This is a genomic window from Caballeronia insecticola (assembly GCF_000402035.1).
GTDB classification, from domain to species: domain Bacteria; phylum Pseudomonadota; class Gammaproteobacteria; order Burkholderiales; family Burkholderiaceae; genus Caballeronia; species Caballeronia insecticola.
In genome coordinates, this window is record NC_021288.1 from 365,407 (window position 1) to 379,992 (window position 14,586).

Genomic DNA, 14,586 nt, shown 5'->3' on the forward strand with positions numbered 1-14,586 from the left:
TACGCGCTCGCGTTTCATCGAACGGATGCTTCTCACGGAGTCAATGCATGGCAGTTACAGAATCGTCGCGAGCCAGGGGAGTGGACCGGGTCATTGCCATGTTCAGGCAATTGCACCTTGCCCAGCGCCCGATGACGATGCGCGAATTGATCGAAGCGACCGGCGCGCCGCGTTCGAGCATCTACGAACTGGTCGCGATTCTCGCGGAAGTCGGCTGGCTCGAAACCGCCGCCGATGGCAGCGTGTTCTTCGGACGCGAGATGCACTACTACGGCTCCGACTACGCGACGCATAACGACCTGATCAGCCGCGCGCACCAGTCGATTCTCGCGCTCGTGCGCAAGTACGACGAGACCACGCAGTTGTGCATGCTCGAAGGGAACAAGTACACCGTGGTGCTTTCGGAGAACAGCGCGCGTCCCTTCAACATCAGTTCCGACATCGGCGTGCGGGTGCCGATTCCCTGGACCGCAACGGGACGCCTGCTGCTTGCGCACATGAGCGCCGACGAAATCGGCGCGTTGATTCCGCGCGACGACTTCATTCTCGATAACGGCGTGCATATCGACTTCGAGGAATTCATGCGCGATGTACGCCTCGCGAAGGACCGCGGTTATTGCTGCACCGAGGGACTGTCGAATGCATTCCGGCTGTGCATGGCAGCGCCTGTTCGCGATCGCGCGGGAATGCCGATCGCCGCGCTGTGCTTCATGACGGGCCGCGACACGAGCCCGGACCGGCGGCAGGCGATGCTCGACGACCTTCTGCAGTCGGCGAAGGCGCTGTCGCACGCATAGCGTTCACGGGCATCGTTCCACAATGAAAACGCACAGCGCGGCCGACGACGCCGAAGACAGACACCAGTCGCAGCTTCGGCGCATCGCTCAGCTCGAAGAGGAAAACGCGGCGCTCAAGGAAGTGAACGCGATCTTGCGCAAGGCCGTCGCTTACTACACGCCTGTTTGCGCCCCGCTGTTCGAGTCGGACTCGACGTCTTCACTCGACTAACGCCTTCCGCCGCATCTCCGCACCAATCCCCTGAAAAAATTGTCATCGGGTCAACCCTGATTGTTCCGATGCTCTCCGCTCTGCTACCTTCAACATCATACGTATGACCTAGAAGGAGTCACCAGTCATGCCGACCTTGCACCGGCAAGTGCTGAACCAGATGGGCGAGCAGATCTGCGGGGGCAAATTCGCGCCGGGCGACATATTGCCCGCCGAAGATGAACTCGCCGAACTGATGCAGGTGAGCCGCATCACGATCCGCGAAACCATGAAGTCGCTGTCCGCCAAGGGCATGCTTCAGGTCCGCCGCCGTCACGGCACGATCGTGCTGCCGCGCTCCAGCTGGCAATTGTTCGATCCCGACGTGATCACGTGGCGTGCGCGCGCCGGCTCGGTCGATGCCGAACTCATCCGCGACCTGATGGAATTGCGCACGATCATCGAGCCCAATGCGGCAAAGCTTGCGGCGAAGCGCGCAACGCCCGAGGACCGTGCCGCGGTGCGGCGCGCGTTCAAGGCGATGGAGCGCGCGGTCGCGGGGCAGGGCGAATATGTGCCCGCGGATCTCGCGTTTCACGGCGCGATCTTAACGGCCTGCCATAACCAGTTCGTTCAGCAGATGCAGAACGCGCTCTCCGCGATCCTGCGCACGAGTTTCGAGCTGAGCTCGGAAATCGAGGGCGGTCCGGCGCGCTCGCTGCCGATGCACGAAGCACTGTGTATCGCCATCGAGAAGGGCGATGCGTCGGCGGCCGAGCAGGCCGTGCTCACGCTGATCGAACGCGCGGAAAAGGACTTCGACGACCGCGCCGCGTTGCAACGCACCGCAAACGACACGCCTTCGTAGCAACGCATCACCGCTTCACACCCATCGCGCCGCAGCCTGCGAAACAGGCTGCGGGGGACGCGCTCGCGTCCGCGTTCTTGAATGCATCTGACCCAGGGAAACACGCATGAACCCGTTGTTCGATCTCAGTGGCCGCACGGCGCTCGTAACAGGCTCGGCGCGCGGCATCGGTTACGCGCTCGTGGAAGGACTCGCGGCGGCGGGCGCGCGCGTCATCATCAACGGCACGAAGGCCGATACCGTCGATGACGCGGTGAGCCGTCTGCGAACGCAAGGCTTCGATGCACTCGGCCGCGCGTTCGACGTGACCGACGAGGTGTCCGTCGCCGCCGCGTTCTCGGCATGGGACGCGGAGGGCATCGCGGTGGACATCGTCGTGAACAATGCGGGCATCCAGTTCCGCAAGCCGATGATCGAACTCGCGCTCGCCGACTGGCAACGCGTGATCGATACCAATCTCACGAGCGCGTTCATCGTCGCGAAGGAAGCGGCGCGGCGCATGATCGAGCGTAAGCGCGGCGGCAAGATCATCAACATCGGTTCGCTGACGAGCGAAGGCGCGCGCGCCACGGTCGCGCCTTACACGGCCGCGAAGGGCGGCATCAAGATGCTCACGCGTGCAATGAGCGCCGAATGGGCGTCCTTCGACATTCAGGCGAACGCTATCGGCCCCGGCTACATCCTGACCGACATGAATCAGGCACTCGTCGATAACGCGAACTTCGATGCGTGGGTGAAGAGCAGCAATCCGTCGCAACGCTGGGGCAAACCGGAAGAACTGGTCGGCACGGCGGTGTATCTCGCATCGTCCGCATCGAGTTATGTGAACGGACAAATCATCTACGTCGATGGCGGCTGGCTCGCCGTGCTTTGACATCGGAGACAACATGGACAACCTCAGGACCGTGGCGCCGCAAAGATGGTGGCATCTCATGCCTATCATCTTCATCACCTACAGCCTCGCTTATCTGGATCGCGCGAATTACGGCTTCGCGGCGGCGGCGGGAATCGACAAGGATCTGGGCATTACGTCGGCGACGTCCTCGCTGATCGGCTCGCTGTTTTTCCTCGGCTACTGCCTGTTTCAGGTGCCCGGCGCGATCTACGCGCAGAAGAACAGCGTCAAGAAGCTCATCTTCGTGAGCCTGATTCTGTGGGGCGTATGCGCCTGCGCGACCGGCATGGTCAGCAACATTCCAATGCTGATGGTGCTGCGTTTCATGCTTGGCATCGTCGAAGCGGCGGTGATGCCGTCGATGCTCATGTACATCAGCCGATGGTTCACGCGCACCGAACGCTCGCGCGCGAACACGTTCCTGATTCTCGGCAATCCGGTCACGGTGCTGTGGATGTCGATCGTATCCGGCTACCTCGTGCGCAACTTCGGCTGGCGCGAGATGTTCGTGATCGAAGGCGTGCCCGCGATTCTGTGGGCAGTCGTGTGGTGGTTCACGGTGAAGGACCGTCCGGCCGACGCGCCCTGGATGAGCGACAAGGAGAAGACCGACTTCGCCGCGATCCTCAAGTCCGAGCAGGCGCATATCGCGCCGGTGCGTGATTACAAGGCAGCGTTCCGTTCGTCCATCGTGCTCAAGTGCTGCGCGATTCACGCGCTGTGGAGCATCGGTGTGTACGGCTTCATCATGTGGCTGCCGTCTATCCTGAAGTCGGCGTCGAAGTCGATCGATATCGTGTCGGTCGGCTGGCTCTCCGCCGTGCCGTATCTCGCGGCCATCGTGCTGATGCTGATCGCGTCCTATCTCTCCGACAAGACGCGCAATCGCAAGCTCTTCGTGTGGCCGCTTTTGTTGGTCGGCACGATTGCCTTCGTCGGTTCGTATCTCGTCGGGAGCTCGAATTTCTGGTTGTCGTTCGGCTTGCTGGTGATCGCGGGCGCGACGATGTATGCACCGTACGGACCCTTCTTCGCGCTCGTGCCCGAGTTGATTCCGAGCAACGTGCTCGGCGGCGCGATCGGCCTGATCAATGCGTGCGGTGCGCTCGGCGCGTTTCTCGGCGCGTGGCTGGTCGGATATCTGAACGGCGCGACGGGCAGTCCTTCCGCATCGTATGTCTTCATGGCCGCGGCGCTGCTCGCATCGGTCGTTCTCATGATGCTCGTGCCCGCGCAGTCGGGCCGGCGCTCGACACCCAAGGGAGACACCGGCACGAAGTCCGATGCCGTGTCTTCCGCAATTGTGGAATAAGGCAATGGCAACACTCATCACCGACGTCAAGGTTATCCTGACCGCGCCGGAAGGCATCAATCTCATCGTCGTGAAGGTCGAGACAAATCAGCCGGGTTTGTACGGACTCGGTTGCGCGACCTTCGCTTACCGGCATCTCGCGGTTCAGTGCCTGATCGAGGAATACTTGCGGCCGTTGCTTATCGGGCGCGACGCCGAGGCGATCGAAGAACTGTGGCAGTTGATGCATCAGAACGCATACTGGCGCAATGGTCCGATCGAAAACAACGCTATTTCAGGTGTCGATATGGCGTTGTGGGACATCAAGGGCAAGCAGGCGAACATGCCGCTGTATCAGTTGTTCGGCGGCAAGGTGCGTGAAGGTGTGCCGATCTACCGTCACGCCGATGGCCGCGATCTGAACGAACTGTGCGAGAACATTCAGCGCTATCGAGAGCAGGGCATCACGCATATTCGCTGTCAGAGCGGCGGGTACGGCGGCGGTGCGTTCGGCCGCGCGCCCTCGGGTGCGCCCGAAGGCGCGGCGGACGGTATCTATCTCGACAGCCGCAAGTACATCCGCGAGACGCTCAAACTGTTCGACGGGATCCGCAGCAAGATCGGCTTCGATGTCGCGCTGTGTCATGACGTGCATGAGCGCCTCAAGCCCATCGAGGCGATTCGCTTTGCGCGCGAACTCGAGCCGTACGAGTTGTTCTTTCTCGAAGATGCGATCCCGCTCGAAGAAGGGGAGTGGATGCGGCAGTTGCGCGAGAAGACCACCACGCCGCTCGCGCAGGGCGAGCTCTTCAACAATCCGCACGAGTGGCGCTTTCTGATCACGGAACGCCTGATCGATTTCATCCGTGTGCATCTGAGTCAGATCGGCGGCATCACGGCGGGACGCAAGCTGCAGATTTTCGCGGAACAATTCGGCGTGCGGACAGCGTGGCACGGTCCGGGCGACATGTCGCCGCTCGCGCATGCGGCGAACATCCATATCGATCTGGCGTCGCGCAATTTCGGCGTGCAGGAATGGTCGGGCACGGAACCACCGAACTTCGTGATCCAGCAGCTCAAAGGGCCGCGCGAGGCGTTGCTCGACGTATTTCCCGGCTTGCCTGCGTTTCGCCACGGCTTCGTCTATGCCAACGACAAGCCGGGGCTGGGCGTCGATCTCGACGAAACCGAAGCGGCCAAGTATCCGTGCGAACGGGACGTCACGCTGTGGACGCAAACGCGTCTGATGGATGGCACATTGCAGACGCCCTGACGCGCGCCTCAGACGCCTTGCGTGTTCACATACACGGAATAGACCGACTGCGACGCCGCCATGAACAGACGGTTACGCTTCGGTCCGCCGAAGCACAGATTAGCGCATCGTTCGGGCAGCGCGATGCGTCCGATCAGCTTGCCCGAAGGCGACAGAATCATCACGCCGTCGAGTTCCTCGCTGCCCATGCCCCAGCCGCACCATAGATTGCCGTCGACATCTATGCGTATGCCATCCACCGTGCCTGCGCCCGCGTCGTAGAACACGCGGCCCCGGCCGATGCTGCGCCCGTCATCCGACACTTCATACACGTGGATCAGCTTGTTCGGCACGCCGCGCGATTCGGTTACGTAGAGCAGCTTTTCGTCGGGTGAAAAGCACAGGCCGTTCGGTCCTTTCAGATCGGCCGTGACGAGCCGCGCGTCGCCCGTCTCGGCGTCGATGCGATAGATCGAATGCGGCAGTTCCGGCTCGGCCTTGTTGCCTTCATAGTGGCCCCAGATGCCCATCGGCGGATCGGTGAACCAGATCGAGCCATCCGATTTGACGACGACATCGTTAGGCGAATTGAGCGGCTTGCCGTCGAACGAATCCATCAGCACGGTCACGCGGCCATCGTATTCGGTGCGCGTGACGCGCCGGCCATGCTCGCAGGTCACGAGCCGTCCTTGCCGGTCGCGCGTGTTGCCGTTCGCATAGTTCGATGCCGCGCGATACACGCTGACCGCGCCCGTCTCTTCTTCCCAGCGCATCATGCGGTTATTCGGGATATCGCTGAACAAGAGGAAGCGGCCGTCGCCGAACCACACGGGGCCTTCGGTGAATCGAAAGCCCGTCGCAAGCCGCTCGACCGCGGAGAACGCAACGCGATAACGGTCGAAGGACGGATCGAGCGAGATCACGCGCGGGTCGGGATAGCGTTCGGTCTGTTGCCACATGGGTTTTCGTCTCCTTGTCTTGTGAAGTCTCGTGAGGTTTCGCGAGCCGTCGTTTAGCCGCGCGCACACGACGCGCGCATCGGCGCATCGTTCAAGCCCGCAGATTAAGCCTCTGAACGATAAAAATTCTTGCTTCTCAAGCAAACCATTGCAAATCCCCGATACGTATGATTGGCGCAGCGAGTGATCGACACAGCGCGTACTCGCCGCGCGTAACCCATACGAACCCCATGATCGAGCAGTCCGAGAAGCGCGTTGCCGGCCCGGTGATCCGTCTGCATTCCAACGACAACGTAGTGATTGCCCGCACGGATGTGGCGCTGGGCACGCGCGTCGACGGCGAAGACTTCGTGAGTCGCAGCCAGGTCACGGCGGGCTACAAGATCGCGGCCCGCGCCATTCGTCAGGGCGAGCCTATCCGCAAATACAACGTGGTGATCGGTTTCGCGGCGACGGATATTGCGCCGGGCGCACTGGTTCACGGACACAATGTCGAGTTTCGCGAGTTCGATCGCGATTACGCGTATGGCGCCGATTATCGCGCGATCGAGCCGGTGCCCGCGACGCAGCGCGCGACCTTTCAGGGCATCGTACGTGCGGATGGCAGCGTCGCCACGCGTAATTACATCGGCATTCTTTCCACGGTGAACTGCTCGGCGACCGTCGTGCACAAGATCGCGGAATGGTTCACGCCGGAGCGGCTCGTGGATTATCCAAACGTCGATGGCGTCGTCGCGTTCAGTCATTCAATCGGCTGCGGCATGGAAATGAGCGGCGAGCCGATGCAGCTCTTGCGCCGCACGATGGCCGGTTATGCGCGTCACGCGAACCTGGCGGCCGCGCTGATTGTCGGACTCGGTTGCGAGCGCAATCAGTTGCAAGGCCTGCTCGATCAGGAAGGCCTGAGCGCGGATGCGCGCCTGCATACCTTCACGATGCAGGACACGGGCGGCACGCGCAAAACCATCGAAGCGGGCATCGACGCCGTGAAGGCCTTGCTCGCGCGCGCCAACGATGTCACGCGCAGCACCGTCGATGCGAGCCATCTGAAAGTCGGGCTGCAATGCGGCGGCTCGGACGGCTTTTCGTCGATCAGTGCAAACCCCGCGCTCGGCGCCGCGATGGATATTCTCGTGCGCCACGGCGGCACCGCGATTCTCTCGGAGACGCCCGAAGTTTACGGCGTCGAACATACGTTGACGCGCCGGGCGGTGAGCCGCGCGGTGGGCGAAAAGCTCGTCGATCGCATCCGCTGGTGGAAGGAAGAATATTCCGTCGGCCGCGATGTTCAGATCAACGGCCAGGTCAGCCCCGGCAATCAGGTCGGCGGTCTTGCGAACATCTTCGAAAAGTCGATTGGCTCGTCGATGAAAGGCGGCACCACGCCGTTGATGGAGGTGTATCGCTACGCCGAGCCGGTGACGCAGAACGGCCTCGTCTTCATGGATACGCCGGGCTTCGATCCGGTGTCGGCGACCGGCCAGATCGCGGGCGGCGCGAACCTGATCGCCTTCACGACAGGACGCGGCTCGATGTTCGGCGCGAAGCCGGTGCCGTCGATCAAGCTCGCGACCAACACGCCGATGTATCGCCGCCTCACCGAGGACATGGACCTGAACTGCGGCGCCATTCTCGACGGCGAAGCGAGCATTGCAAGCATGGGGCAGGCGATCTTCGACGCGCTGCTCGCAACCGCGTCGGGCAAGCGCACCAAGAGCGAACTCCTGGGTCTCGGCGACCATGAATTCGTGCCCTGGCAGATCGGCATCATGAGTTGAGCGTGACGATGCACACGTAAGAGCATCGGCAGGCAATACCTTCAGCGGCCGGAGGCGTCATGGCCGCTACATAACTAAAGCAGTCAAGGAGACATATGAAGACCGGCAAATACCGCTATGTGGTCGCGGGCCTGCTGTTCACGGCCGGCGCGATCAACTATATGGATCGCGCGGCGCTCGGCATCGTTGCGCCGATCGTCGGCAAGTCGCTCGACCTTTCGCCGTCGCAGCTCGGCATCATCTTCAGCAGCTTCTTCATCGGCTATTCGATCTTCTCATTTCTTGGCGGCTACTTCTCCGACAAATGGGGCACGGTGCGCGTATTCACGTATGCGATGGGCATCTGGTCGCTGTTCTGCGGACTCACCGCGGCGGCGACCGGCTTCGTCTCGCTGCTCGTATGTCGCGTGTTCTTCGGCATCGGCGAAGGGCCGATGAGTTCCAACACCAACCGCACGATATCGAACTGGTTTCCACGTCACGAAACCTCGACGATGATCGGCTTCACGTTCTCGGGACAGACGCTCGGCAATGCCATCGCGGGGCCGGTGGTCGGGCTGATTGCGTATGCGTTCGACTGGCGCACGTCGTTCATCGTGATTGCGGTGCTGGGCTTTCTGTGGCTCGTGGTGTGGCGCATCTTCGTAACCGACAAGCCCGCGCAGAACGCGCGCGTCGGCGCGGACGAACGCCGCATGATCGACGAGAGCCGCTCGGTTGCCGAAGCCGCCAACGTCGAAGACGACGGCATGACGCTCGGCGCCTATCTGCGCCGCCCGAGCACGCTCGCGCTCGGCGCGGGCCTGTTCGCCGTGAACTACACGCAGTACGTGTTCATCTCGTGGCTGCCGAGTTATCTCACGAACGTGATGCATCTCGACCTCAAGCAGATGAGCATCATCACGTCGATTCCGTGGATTTGCGGCGCTATCGGCTACTTTGGCGGCGGAGTGATCGGCGACTGGATTTATCGCCGCATGGACGATCCCGTGAAGGCGCGCAAGCTTGTGGCGACCATTCCGCTCGCGCTGTCCGGCGTCGCGGTGCTGAGCATCACGTCGGCGACTTCGCTCGTCGCGGCGGTCGGGCTGATCGCGGCCGCGCTCTTGTTCCTGACCGGCTCGTGCCAGGCTATCTGGGCGATCCAGCACGAGATTCTGCCGCTGCATCGTCAGGGCGGCGTCGGCGGCTTCATCCACTTCCTGAGCAACCTGTCGGGCATTATCGGACCGGCGCTGACGGGCTTCCTCATTCAATATTTCGGCGGCTATCACAGCGCGTTCCTGTTCGGCGCGCTGATCGACTTCACCGGCGTGATCGCCATGGTGCTGTTCGTGCATAACCGCCGCGCATCCGAACTCGGTGTCGCAAGCCAGTCCTTGCGATGAAACTGGAGAGAGTCACATGAAACGTGTTTTGATTACCGGCGCGGCGGGCGTGATCGGCCGCGTGCTGCGCGCGGGATTCGCGGGACAGTATGCGCTGCGTCTCGCGGATATCGCGCCGCAAGCGCCCGCGGGCGAACATGAAGAGATCGTCACCGCCGACATCACGCGTCCCGAACGCTTGCGCGAGATCATGGAAGGCGTGGATACCGTCGTGCATCTCGCGGGCATTCCCGACGAAGACACGTGGCAGAAGATTCGCGATATGAACATCGACGGCTGCTACAACGTCTTCGAGGCGGCGCGTCAGGCGGGCGTGAAGCGCATGGTGTTCGCGAGCTCGAATCATGCGGTGGGTTTTCATCGGCGCGACCGCATGATCGACGACACGGTGATGGTGCGTCCCGACAGCCGCTATGGCGTGTCGAAAGCCTTCGGCGAAGCGCTCGGACGCCTGTATGCCGACAAGTACGGCATGTCGGTGGCGTGTCTGCGCATCGGTTCGTTTCGCGCGGACGATCAGCCCACGGCGCCGCGTCATCTCTATTCGTGGATCAGTCATCGCGACATGGTGCAACTGACGCGCCGCTGCATCGATGCGCCGGATTATCACTTCGTCATCGTCTACGGCGTGTCCGACAACGCGCGCAATCGCTGGAGCAATGCGAATGCGCGCGCGCTCGGCTATCGCCCTGAAGACGATGCGCAGACGCACGCACCGGAGATTCTTGCGTCGGCCGAAGCCGAAGACGCGACCGAAGCGCTGTTTCATGGCGGCTTCGGCTGTCTTCGGGAGTTCGATGGCGATCCGCATCGCATCGACTAACGCTTCATTCTTGCCTGTACATCAACGATAAAAGGAGACCGCAGTGTCGAAGCTGGACGAGAAGCGCCGCGAGGCGCTCAAGGCGCTGGGCGCGTTGAGCGCGTGGGCGGGCGGGTTGGCGATGGCGGGCTGTGCGCAGACGTCGTCGCTGTCGTCGTCGCAAACTTCCGCGCCACAGGTGAAGTGGTCGACGGGAACGGAGCGCACGACGCTCATCATGCCGCCCGATGCAACGGACTGTCATCATCATATTTACGACCATCGCTATCCGTGGGCGCCCGAAGCGACGCTCAAGCCCGGCGATGCAACCGTCGACGACTATCGGCAATTGCAGAAGCGCATTGGCACGACGCGCAACGTGATCGTCCAGCCGTCGAGTTATGGTGTCGATAATCGTTTGCTAGTCGAATCGATTGCACGTTTCGATGGACGCGCGCGCGGCATTGCGGTCGTCAACACGAGCGTGACGCAGGCGGAACTCGAAGCGTTGAATCGCGCGGGCGTGCGCGGCATCCGTTTCAATCTCGCGCCGCCGGGCACGACCACGCTCGACATGGTGAAGCCGCTTGCAGCCCGTATCGCGCCAATGGGATGGCATGTTCAGGTGAACGCGCCGGCCGCCTATCTGCTTCAGGCGCGGAGCACGTGGTACGACTTGCCGTGTCCCGTGGTGTTCGATCATCTCGCGCACGTACCGGAGCCGGAAGGCGTGAATCATCCTTCGTTCCAGATGGTGTCGGAGTTGCTCACGAGCGGCAAGGCGTATGTGAAGCTGATCGGCTTCTACAACGAGACGCGCGTCGGGCCGCCCACTTATGCGGACAGCGTCGCGCTTGCGTCCGCGTATGCGCGCGTCGCGCCGGAGCGTGTGCTGTGGGGAAGCGACTGGCCGCATCCGACCGAGCAGCCGCTCAACCGTATCCCCGACGATGCGTTGCTCGCAAATCTCTTCGCTCAGGTCGTGCCCGACGAAGCGACGCGCCGTCGCATACTCGTCGATACGCCCGCGAGCCTCTACGGCTTCGCCTGATCAAACGACGGGCGTCAGCGCCTGTCCTGTCGTAAAGAAGGAGACCACGTTATCGATCGTGAGGCGCGCCATTGCGAGGCGCGTCTCATGAGTCGCGCTGCCGATATGCGGGCTCAGCACGACATTGTCGAGTGCGCGCAGCGGCGATTCGCCGAGCGGCTCGCACTCGAACACGTCGAGCGCCGCGCCCGCGATCGTTCTTCGTTCCAGCGCGAGCGCAAGCGCCTTTTCATCGACGACAGAACCGCGCGCGATGTTCACGAGCATGCCCGATGAACCGAGCGCGTCGAGCACGGCAGCATCGATCAGATGATGCGTCGCCTGTCCGCCGGGACAACTCGCAATCAGGATGTCGGACCAGCGCGCGAGTTTCGCGGGCTCGTCGAACCATTCGAACGTCAACGGCTGACGCGTGCGTCCGAAGTATGCAATGTCGACGTCGAACGGTGCGAGCCGACGCGCGATCTCGCGTCCGATGCGGCCCATGCCCACGATGCCCACACGCTTGCCCGCGAGACTCGTGCCGAGCGCAAATGCGCCGCTCGACCACGCACCTTCGCGCACGAAGCGGTTGGCTTGCGGCAGTTGCCGCAGCAACGCGAGCACGAGACCGATCGTCAACTCCGCGACGGCCGCGTTGAGCAAATCCGGCGTATTCGTGACAACGACGCCGCGTGCACGTGCGAACTCCACCGGAATGCGATCGAAGCCGACACCGCTCGTCGCGATGATGCGCAGTGACGGCAGCCTTTCGATCAGCGCGGCGTCGATGTCGTAGTTCGAGCGCGTGACGATTGCGCCGATGCGCTGGCGCAATGCGTCGTCGGCATCGATGGCGGCGAGCGCGTGCAGATCGAGACGCGCATCGAGCAACGCTTGCGCGCCGGCGGGGAACGCGCCGATCTGCAGAACGGGCGGAATGGTCTGGTCGGTTTGCATCGTCGTTCCTTATTTGTTGACGAGCTTCGCCGGCACGAAGAGCAAGATCAGCAGCGCCGACAACGCGAGCGATGCGGCCACGACGAACAACCCCGACGAAAGCGAATGCGTGACCGTCTTCAGCCAGCCGATCACAGCCGGGCTGATGAATCCCGCGAGATTGCCCGTGCAGTTGATGAGCGCAATGCCCGCCGCCGCGCCCGTGCCGCTGAGGAAGGCCGTGGGCAGCGCCCAGAACATCGGCAGCGCGGTGATGACGCCCGCGGTCGCGAGCGTGAGGCCCGCCACCGAAAGCGCCGACGACGCGCCCGACAGCGCACACAGCACGAAGCCCGATCCCGCGACGAGTGCGGGCAGCGCGACGTGCCAGCGGCGCTCGCGCGTGCGGTCGGCATGCTTGCCTGCGACGATCATCGCGACGAGCGCGACGGAGTAGGGGATCATCGTCAGCAAGCCGATGATGAATGCGTCCTCGATACCGGTGGAACGCAGAATGGTCGGCTGCCAGAAACCGATGGCGTACGAGCCCATGACGATGCCGAACAGGATCAGGCACATCAGATACACGCGTCCCGACGTGAAGACCGCGCGCACGGAACCGTGCGTCTGCGTGGCGGTATCGGCGGCGATTTCATCGAGAATCACGCGCTTTTCGCGCTCGGACAGCCACGCGGCGTCGGCGACGCGATCATCGAGATGCTTGAGGATCACAATGCCCAGCACGATGGACGGCAACGCTTCGATGATGAAGAGCCATTGCCAGCCATCCAGCCCGCCGACACCGCTCATCGAATGCATGATCCATCCCGATGCCGGCCCGCCGACAAGACCCGATACCGGATTGCCCGCCATCAGCAGCGCCACCATTTTTCCGCGCCGGTGCGACGGAAACCAGTACGTCAGATACAGCACCATGCCCGGAAAGAAGCCCGCTTCCGCGACGCCGAGAAGGAAGCGCACGGTGTAGAACTGCAACGGCGTCGAGACCCAGGCGGTGGCCATCGATAACACGGCCCACGTGATCATGATCCGCGCGATCCAGCGCCGCGCCCCGATGCGATGCAAAAGCAGGTTGCTCGGCACCTCGAAGAAGAAGTACCCGACGAAGAACAGCCCTGCGCCCAGGCCGTAGACGGCCTCGCTCAGATGCAGCGAGTTGAGCATCTGCAACTTGGCGAAGCCGACATTTACGCGATCCAGATACGCGACCACATAGCCGACGAACAGCAGCGGCATGAAGCGCAGCGCGACGCGGCGAAAGATGGAATCGGCGTCGTCGGTGTCGATCGAGGCGGGCAGTGAAGTGCTGTCGTACAAGGTTGTCTCCTTCTTTTATTTGCAGGTGTGTACGGCGGTCTCAGTGCGCCGCTTCTGCACGTAGCGCGAGCTGGGCGGCGTGCGGTATGCGAAAGCCGATTGCCTCCAGCGCGCTTTCCAGTTGCGCGCGCTGCGTGGCGTCCAGTTCGACGAGCGGCGCGCGCAGGCGGGCCCACGCTTCGTCGCCGGATTGCCATGCGATAGCGGCCTTCATCGCGGCGATCATCGGAAAACGCTGGAACACGGCGCGCGTTTCGTCGAGCCGTCGCTGCTGCGCGGGTGCATCGACTGCGCGCCAATCGCGTGCAAGCCTTGCGATGGCCGCCGCGTTCACGTTGCCCGTCGCGGTGATGCAGCCCGCGCCGCCCGCTTCGAGCGTGCGCAGCAGGAAGGTCTCGCTGCCCGCGAACACTTCGAAGCCGGACGATGCGAACGCATCGATAAGCGCCGCCGTGTTGTTCCAGTCGCCGGAGCTGTCCTTGATGCCCGCGATGGTTCCGGGATACGCAACGAGCAGCCGTTCGATCAGCGCAAGACTCAGCGGCACCTGCGCGACGGGCGGGATGTGATAGAGATAGACCTTCAGCCGCGCATCGGCGACGGCGTCGATCACGCTCGCATACGCGCGGAACAGGCCTTCGTCGCTGACGCCTTTGTAGTAGAACGGCGGCAGCATGAGCACGCCGCCGCAGCCGTTTGCGACGGCGTGGCGCGTGAGTTCGATCGCGTCGGGCAGCGCGCATGCGCCGGTGCCGGGCATCATGCGCGCCGCGGGCAGACCGGCTTCGATGAGCGCATCGAGCAGGCCGCGCTTCTCGGCCACCGACAGCGAGTTGGCCTCGGAATTGGTGCCGAACACGGCAAGCCCGACATCGTCGTTCAGCAGCGCGCTGCAATGATGGATCAGACGTTGTGCCGACACGGCGCCGTCATCGTCGAACGGGGTCAGGACGGGCGACAGTGCGCCGTGAAAGGTGTTTGGCGAAGGCATGGCAGGCGTCTCCAGTGTTATTCGAGGGTCGGGCCAGTATCGCCGTGCGCCGGAGATCGAAGAACCGG

General features: G+C 62.9%; 14 protein-coding genes. 10 read left to right on the forward strand and 4 right to left on the reverse strand.

Annotated elements, in window-relative coordinates; genetic code table 11:
• Positions 1-47 precede the first annotated feature (47 nt).
• The 6 genes from BRPE64_RS22505 to BRPE64_RS22530 all read left to right on the forward strand — a co-directional run bounded on the left by BRPE64_RS22505 (position 48) and on the right by BRPE64_RS22530 (position 5,314).
• Positions 48-797, forward strand: coding sequence for an IclR family transcriptional regulator (locus BRPE64_RS22505; RefSeq protein ID WP_044042872.1), 750 nt, complete (start codon positions 48-50; stop codon positions 795-797).
• Between the two features lie 22 nt (positions 798-819).
• On the forward strand, positions 820-1,008 hold the full coding sequence (locus tag BRPE64_RS22510; RefSeq protein ID WP_016347173.1) for a hypothetical protein: 189 nt from the start codon (positions 820-822) through the stop codon (positions 1,006-1,008).
• A 127-nt stretch (positions 1,009-1,135) separates the two neighbouring features.
• Positions 1,136-1,855: a FadR/GntR family transcriptional regulator gene (locus tag BRPE64_RS22515; protein ID WP_016347174.1), complete on the forward strand. Its 720-nt coding sequence runs from the start codon at positions 1,136-1,138 to the stop codon at positions 1,853-1,855.
• Between the two features lie 106 nt (positions 1,856-1,961).
• A complete protein-coding gene (locus tag BRPE64_RS22520; protein ID WP_016347175.1) occupies positions 1,962-2,729 on the forward strand; it encodes an SDR family oxidoreductase in 768 nt (255 codons plus the stop codon).
• Between the two features lie 13 nt (positions 2,730-2,742).
• Positions 2,743-4,062, forward strand: a complete 1,320-nt coding sequence (locus tag BRPE64_RS22525) for an MFS transporter (RefSeq protein ID WP_016347176.1) — start codon at positions 2,743-2,745, stop codon at positions 4,060-4,062.
• Between the two features lie 4 nt (positions 4,063-4,066).
• Entirely contained in the window at positions 4,067-5,314 is a 1,248-nt protein-coding gene (locus tag BRPE64_RS22530; RefSeq protein ID WP_016347177.1) for an enolase C-terminal domain-like protein, read from the forward strand.
• Positions 5,315-5,322: 8 nt separating this feature from the next.
• Here BRPE64_RS22530 and BRPE64_RS22535 read toward each other — a convergent pair whose 3' ends face one another.
• Positions 5,323-6,252: an SMP-30/gluconolactonase/LRE family protein gene (locus tag BRPE64_RS22535; RefSeq protein ID WP_016347178.1), complete on the reverse strand. Its 930-nt coding sequence runs from the start codon at positions 6,250-6,252 to the stop codon at positions 5,323-5,325.
• 230 nt (positions 6,253-6,482) lie between these two features.
• Here BRPE64_RS22535 and BRPE64_RS22540 point away from each other — a divergent pair, with 230 nt between their 5' ends.
• The 4 genes from BRPE64_RS22540 (at position 6,483) to BRPE64_RS22555 (ending at position 11,271) form a co-directional block, all read left to right on the forward strand.
• Positions 6,483-8,030 carry a UxaA family hydrolase gene (locus BRPE64_RS22540; RefSeq protein ID WP_016347179.1) on the forward strand — a complete coding sequence of 516 codons (1,548 nt, stop codon included), beginning with the start codon at positions 6,483-6,485 and terminating at the stop codon, positions 8,028-8,030.
• Between the two features lie 95 nt (positions 8,031-8,125).
• Positions 8,126-9,418, forward strand: coding sequence for an MFS transporter (locus tag BRPE64_RS22545; protein ID WP_016347180.1), 1,293 nt, complete (start codon positions 8,126-8,128; stop codon positions 9,416-9,418).
• A gap of 16 nt (positions 9,419-9,434) precedes the next feature.
• Positions 9,435-10,241, forward strand: a complete 807-nt coding sequence (locus BRPE64_RS22550; RefSeq protein WP_016347181.1) for an NAD-dependent epimerase/dehydratase family protein — start codon at positions 9,435-9,437, stop codon at positions 10,239-10,241.
• 43 nt (positions 10,242-10,284) lie between these two features.
• Positions 10,285-11,271: an amidohydrolase family protein gene (locus BRPE64_RS22555; RefSeq protein WP_016347182.1), complete on the forward strand. Its 987-nt coding sequence runs from the start codon at positions 10,285-10,287 to the stop codon at positions 11,269-11,271.
• Here BRPE64_RS22555 and BRPE64_RS22560 read toward each other — a convergent pair whose 3' ends face one another.
• The 3 genes from BRPE64_RS22560 to BRPE64_RS22570 are packed head-to-tail and all read right to left on the reverse strand — an operon-like array spanning position 11,272 to position 14,518.
• Positions 11,272-12,210 (reverse strand): 2-hydroxyacid dehydrogenase, encoded by a 939-nt coding sequence (locus tag BRPE64_RS22560; RefSeq protein WP_016347183.1) that lies wholly within the window; start codon positions 12,208-12,210, stop codon positions 11,272-11,274. It lies immediately after the preceding gene.
• A gap of 9 nt (positions 12,211-12,219) precedes the next feature.
• Positions 12,220-13,527 carry an MFS transporter gene (locus tag BRPE64_RS22565; RefSeq protein ID WP_016347184.1) on the reverse strand — a complete coding sequence of 436 codons (1,308 nt, stop codon included), beginning with the start codon at positions 13,525-13,527 and terminating at the stop codon, positions 12,220-12,222.
• A 40-nt stretch (positions 13,528-13,567) separates the two neighbouring features.
• Positions 13,568-14,518 carry a dihydrodipicolinate synthase family protein gene (locus BRPE64_RS22570; protein WP_016347185.1) on the reverse strand — a complete coding sequence of 317 codons (951 nt, stop codon included), beginning with the start codon at positions 14,516-14,518 and terminating at the stop codon, positions 13,568-13,570.
• Between the last annotated feature and the right edge of the window lie 68 nt (positions 14,519-14,586).

What these genes read in the sequence shown, in the direction of transcription:
- BRPE64_RS22550 (WP_016347181.1), top strand. Translation starts at nt 9,435, where the DNA reads ATGAAACGTGTTTTGATTACCGGCGCGGCGGGCGTGATCGGCCGCGTG.
- BRPE64_RS22540 (WP_016347179.1), top strand. Translation starts at nt 6,483, where the DNA reads ATGATCGAGCAGTCCGAGAAGCGCGTTGCCGGCCCGGTGATCCGTCTG.
- BRPE64_RS22525 (WP_016347176.1), top strand. Translation starts at nt 2,743, where the DNA reads ATGGACAACCTCAGGACCGTGGCGCCGCAAAGATGGTGGCATCTCATG.
- BRPE64_RS22570 (WP_016347185.1), bottom strand. Translation starts at nt 14,518, where the DNA reads ATGCCTTCGCCAAACACCTTTCACGGCGCACTGTCGCCCGTCCTGACC.
- BRPE64_RS22560 (WP_016347183.1), bottom strand. Translation starts at nt 12,210, where the DNA reads ATGCAAACCGACCAGACCATTCCGCCCGTTCTGCAGATCGGCGCGTTC.
- BRPE64_RS22515 (WP_016347174.1), top strand. Translation starts at nt 1,136, where the DNA reads ATGCCGACCTTGCACCGGCAAGTGCTGAACCAGATGGGCGAGCAGATC.
- BRPE64_RS22520 (WP_016347175.1), top strand. Translation starts at nt 1,962, where the DNA reads ATGAACCCGTTGTTCGATCTCAGTGGCCGCACGGCGCTCGTAACAGGC.
- BRPE64_RS22535 (WP_016347178.1), bottom strand. Translation starts at nt 6,252, where the DNA reads ATGTGGCAACAGACCGAACGCTATCCCGACCCGCGCGTGATCTCGCTC.
- BRPE64_RS22530 (WP_016347177.1), top strand. Translation starts at nt 4,067, where the DNA reads ATGGCAACACTCATCACCGACGTCAAGGTTATCCTGACCGCGCCGGAA.
- BRPE64_RS22510 (WP_016347173.1), top strand. Translation starts at nt 820, where the DNA reads ATGAAAACGCACAGCGCGGCCGACGACGCCGAAGACAGACACCAGTCG.
- BRPE64_RS22545 (WP_016347180.1), top strand. Translation starts at nt 8,126, where the DNA reads ATGAAGACCGGCAAATACCGCTATGTGGTCGCGGGCCTGCTGTTCACG.
- BRPE64_RS22505 (WP_044042872.1), top strand. Translation starts at nt 48, where the DNA reads ATGGCAGTTACAGAATCGTCGCGAGCCAGGGGAGTGGACCGGGTCATT.